The 304-nt window shown below is 47.4% G+C and carries 2 tRNA genes; both read right to left on the bottom strand.

Going from position 1 to position 304, the window contains the following annotated elements:
• Nucleotides 1–94: 94 nt before the first annotated feature.
• Nucleotides 95–170, bottom strand: a tRNA-Ala gene (locus KHN78_RS00055).
• 40 nt (nucleotides 171–210) lie between these two features.
• A tRNA-Ile gene (locus KHN78_RS00050) sits at nucleotides 211–287 on the bottom strand.
• Between the last annotated feature and the right edge of the window lie 17 nt (nucleotides 288–304).

Genomic DNA, 304 nt, shown 5'->3' with positions numbered 1-304 from the left:
TAAGACAAGATTTGTTTTGTCAGCTTTCCAAATTGTTAAAGAGCTAGATTCATTAAGAACCATTTTTAAAAACTCTCGTAAGAGTGCTTAAAGATGGTGGAGCTATGCGGGATCGAACCGCAGACCTCCTGCGTGCAAGGCAGGCGCTCTCCCAGCTGAGCTATAGCCCCATCTAGGTGTCGATACTGCATACCAATTCCTAAAAGGAAGTGGTGGGTCTGAGTGGACTCGAACCACCGACCTCTCGCTTATCAGGCGAACGCTCTAACCACCTGAGCTACAGACCCAGTATCGTCTCTTTTAC

Origin of the sequence: Vibrio sp. B1REV9, from assembly GCF_905175395.2 — a bacterium.
GTDB classification, from domain to species: domain Bacteria; phylum Pseudomonadota; class Gammaproteobacteria; order Enterobacterales; family Vibrionaceae; genus Vibrio; species Vibrio alfacsensis.
The sequence above is the reverse complement of the archived record's forward strand: the minus strand, read 5'-3'. Positions and strand labels throughout refer to the sequence as shown.